This window comes from Mycobacterium sp. (assembly GCF_044370595.1).
Lineage (GTDB): Bacteria > Actinomycetota > Actinomycetes > Mycobacteriales > Mycobacteriaceae > Mycobacterium.
Window position 1 is genome coordinate 1 of the sequence record NZ_JBILVF010000238.1, and the last position, 3,289, is coordinate 3,289.

Annotated in this window: 2 protein-coding genes; one reads left to right on the top strand and one right to left on the bottom strand. The window is 63.4% G+C overall.

Annotated features, from left to right (window positions below; genetic code table 11):
* Positions 1 to 116 precede the first annotated feature (116 nt).
* Positions 117 to 2,462 carry a glycerol-3-phosphate 1-O-acyltransferase gene (locus ADBZ5N_RS18210; RefSeq protein WP_526259893.1) on the top strand — a complete coding sequence of 782 codons (2,346 nt, stop codon included), beginning with the start codon at positions 117 to 119 and terminating at the stop codon, positions 2,460 to 2,462.
* Between the two features lie 2 nt (positions 2,463 to 2,464).
* Here the strand turns inward: ADBZ5N_RS18210 and ADBZ5N_RS18215 are convergent, their stop codons facing one another.
* Positions 2,465 to 3,196: a DUF4333 domain-containing protein gene (locus ADBZ5N_RS18215; RefSeq protein ID WP_526259895.1), complete on the bottom strand. Its 732-nt coding sequence runs from the start codon at positions 3,194 to 3,196 to the stop codon at positions 2,465 to 2,467.
* Between the last annotated feature and the right edge of the window lie 93 nt (positions 3,197 to 3,289).

Here is a 3,289-nt window from a genome sequence, read left to right on the forward strand (position 1 = left end):
GCACCCGCCCAGAAAGCTGCTGCCAAGAAAGCCGCCGTCGCGAAGGCGCCGGCCAAAGCAGCGGCTAAGAAGACAACCGCGGAGAAGAATCCGGAGACCAAAGTGAGGGGACGTCGATGAGTGCCGGTGAGTACCTGACCGATTTCAGCACCACCGACGACGCGCTGGTGCTCGCCTCGGTGTCCTCCAAAGCCGAAGCCGGTCTGCTCGATGATTGGCTTCGGGCTCAGCGTCGCGCGCACCCGGACACCAGCGTTGAGGTGATGCGGATTCCGCACAGCGATCCATCGGCTCAGCTCGTCAACGAACTCGCCCTGAAGCTCAATTCCACCGAGGACCGCACTGTCGTCCCGGTGCGGGTGTTCTGGGTCCCGGGCGGCTTGCCGACGCGCGTGAAGATCGCCGGTCTGATCTCCGGCCGGGAGACCTACCGTCCGCCGGAGTTGCTGCAGCGAGCGATCCTCAAAAAGGACCCGTCCCGCGCCCGCATCGTGGCCGGCGAACCGGCGAAGGTCTCCGAGTTGCGCAGCCAGTGGGACGAGAAGACGGTCGGTGAGAGTCAGCAGGACTTCGCCCGATTCGTGCTGCGTCGGGCAAATCTGGCGATCGAACGCATCGAATTGCGCTTGCTGGGACCGGAATACAAGTCGCCCCGGCTGATCACCGACGAGTTGATGGCGTCCACCCGGTTTGTCGAGGGCATGGCGGGGATTCCCGGGGCCAGCCCCGAGAAGGCCGAGGAGATGCTCAACGAACTGGCCACCGGTTGGAGCAGGTTCTCCGTTGACCTGATTCCCAATCTCGGCCGGACGATCTTCAGCAGGGGTTTCGATCCCCGGATCGATTACGACACCGCGCAGATCGAGGCGATGCGACGTGCGCTGGAGGACCATCCGGCTGTGCTGCTCTGGTCGCACCGGTCCTATCTCGACGGTGTGATCGTGCCGGTCGCCATGCAGGAGAACAAGCTGCCGCCGGCTCACACCTTCGCGGGCATCAACCTGTCATTCGGCTTCATGGGCCCGATCATGCGCCGGTCGGGTGTGATCTTCCTGCGCCGCAAACTCGACGATCCGCTGTACAAATACGTGCTGCGCCAGTTCGTCGGCTACATCGTGGAGAAGCGGTTCAACCTCAGCTGGTCCATCGAGGGCACCCGGTCGCGGACCGGAAAGATGTTGCCGCCCAAGCTCGGTCTGCTCAGCTACGTCGCCGACGCCTATCTGGACGGCCGCAGTGAGGACATCCTGCTGCAACCGGTGTCGATCAGCTTCGATCAACTGCACGAGACCACCGAATACGCCGACTACGCCCGCGGCGGGGAGAAGGTCCCGGAGAGCGCCGAATGGCTGTACAAATTCATCAAAGCCCAGGGCGAGCGCAACTACGGCAAGATCTACGTCCGCTTCCCGGAGGCGGTGTCGATGCGCCAGCACCTCGGCGCACCGGACGGCGAAGTCGCCACCGACCCGGCCGCGAAACGCCTCGCCATGCAGAAGATGGCGATCGAGGTGTGCTGGCGGATTCAGCGGGCCACTCCGATCAGTGCCAGCAGCCTGGTCTCGGCGGTGTTGCTGACCACCAAGGGCCGCGCGTTGACGCTGCGACAACTGCACCACACGTTGCAGGATTCGCTGGATTACCTGGAGCGCAAGAAGACGCCGATGACCAACAGCGCCCTGCGGTTGCACTCCACCGACGGTGTGCGGGCAGCGCTGGATGCGCTGTCCAACGGCAATCCGGTGGCCCGCATCGACGGCGGTCACGAGCCGGTGTGGAAGATCGCGCCGGAGGACGAGCACCAGGCTGCCTTCTACCGCAACTCGCTCATCCACGCCTTCCTGGAGACCTCGATCGTCGAACTGGCCTTGGTCCATGCCGGCCGCGCGCCGGAGGGCGAACGGGTCGACGCGTTCTGGGCGCAGGCAATGCGATTGCGCGCCTTGCTCAAATTCGACTTCTACTTCGCCGACTCAGCGACGTTCCGCCACAACATCGCCGAGGAACTCGAGTGGAATCACCAGTGGGAGGAGCAGCTGGCCGCCGGGCCGGAGGCCGTCGACGAACTCCTGCGGGCCAAGCGCCCCCTGATGGCCAACGCGATGCTGCGGCCGTTCTTCGAAGCCTACGAAATCGTCGCCGACGTGCTCTGCGACGCTCCTGCCGATGTCGGCGACAAGGAGCTCAGCAAGCTGGCTCTGGGCGTTGGAAGTCAATATGCGGCACAGGGATTGGTAAGTAGCAATGAATCGGTGTCGGCGCTGTTGTTCGCCACCGCCCGCCAGGTGGCAGCCGACCAGAAGCTGCTGGAGCCCTCCCCGGACCTGCGCGATCGGCGACGTGCGTTCCTGCAGGAGTTGCACATCATCGTCGAGGACATGGAGCGTATTCATCAGCTGTCCCGCGAGCAGTTCTTTGCCCGGGAGGCATTGGTCAGCCATGCCGGTCGGGCCGATTTCTGAACTTATCGACCTTGGTTCGGGACTTTTCGTTGATAGTCGAAGTTGATCTGTCCGCCGTCTACCCCGGTCACGGTCACGATGTAGGTCACTCGTTTGTCGTCGACGGCGACCACACAGTTGAGCGTTGTTCCCATCACGCCAAGCAGATCTTGGCCGCACTCTGCGGACTCGGGTCGTAAACCGAACTCGGCCAGGCCGCCCAGCAGCCTTTCTTGGACCTGCTCCTTCGGAAGTGAGGGGGTGACCGCCAGGTCCATCGTCAAGCCGGAGATGGCTCTCACCTCTGCGATCTGCACAGAAGTTGCGCCATTGGCAGTCAGGTCGCAGCGCGTCCAACTCCCGATGTCGCCCTTGATTCCTGATTCGCACACCACGGCCTGCCCCGGAACCAAACCACCCACGCGAGCAGCCAACTGCTCTCTGCTCAACTCGGCGCCGGCGATCTCGTAACCGCCCAGCTCCCCGCCAGTCGTCCTCAACACCGCGGTAACGGCGTTCTCGGGAGCGAATTGCACCTCGCAACGGACTGTCCGCCCCGATTGTTCGGGAAGTTCCTTGTCGCAGGTGACTCCACTGGGTGGCGTCCCGGCCTGGATGAGTTTGTCGGTCAGGCTCTTCTCGAGTTCAACCGATCCCACCGGCGTGGCCTTGGTGGTTTGTTCGGCCGCGCAACCGGCGACGCTGACGATCAATGAAACCGCCAGCGTGACAACCGTCGCCCGATGAATTCGCACGTGACAATTGTTACCACCTGGCTGATAGTGTGCTCGCCGTCGACAGGCGTACAGAGGAGAAGCGTTGAAGAGCAATGTTGCGGCTTGGTGTGG

What these genes read in the sequence shown, in the direction of transcription:
- ADBZ5N_RS18210 (WP_526259893.1), top strand. Translation starts at nt 117, where the DNA reads ATGAGTGCCGGTGAGTACCTGACCGATTTCAGCACCACCGACGACGCG.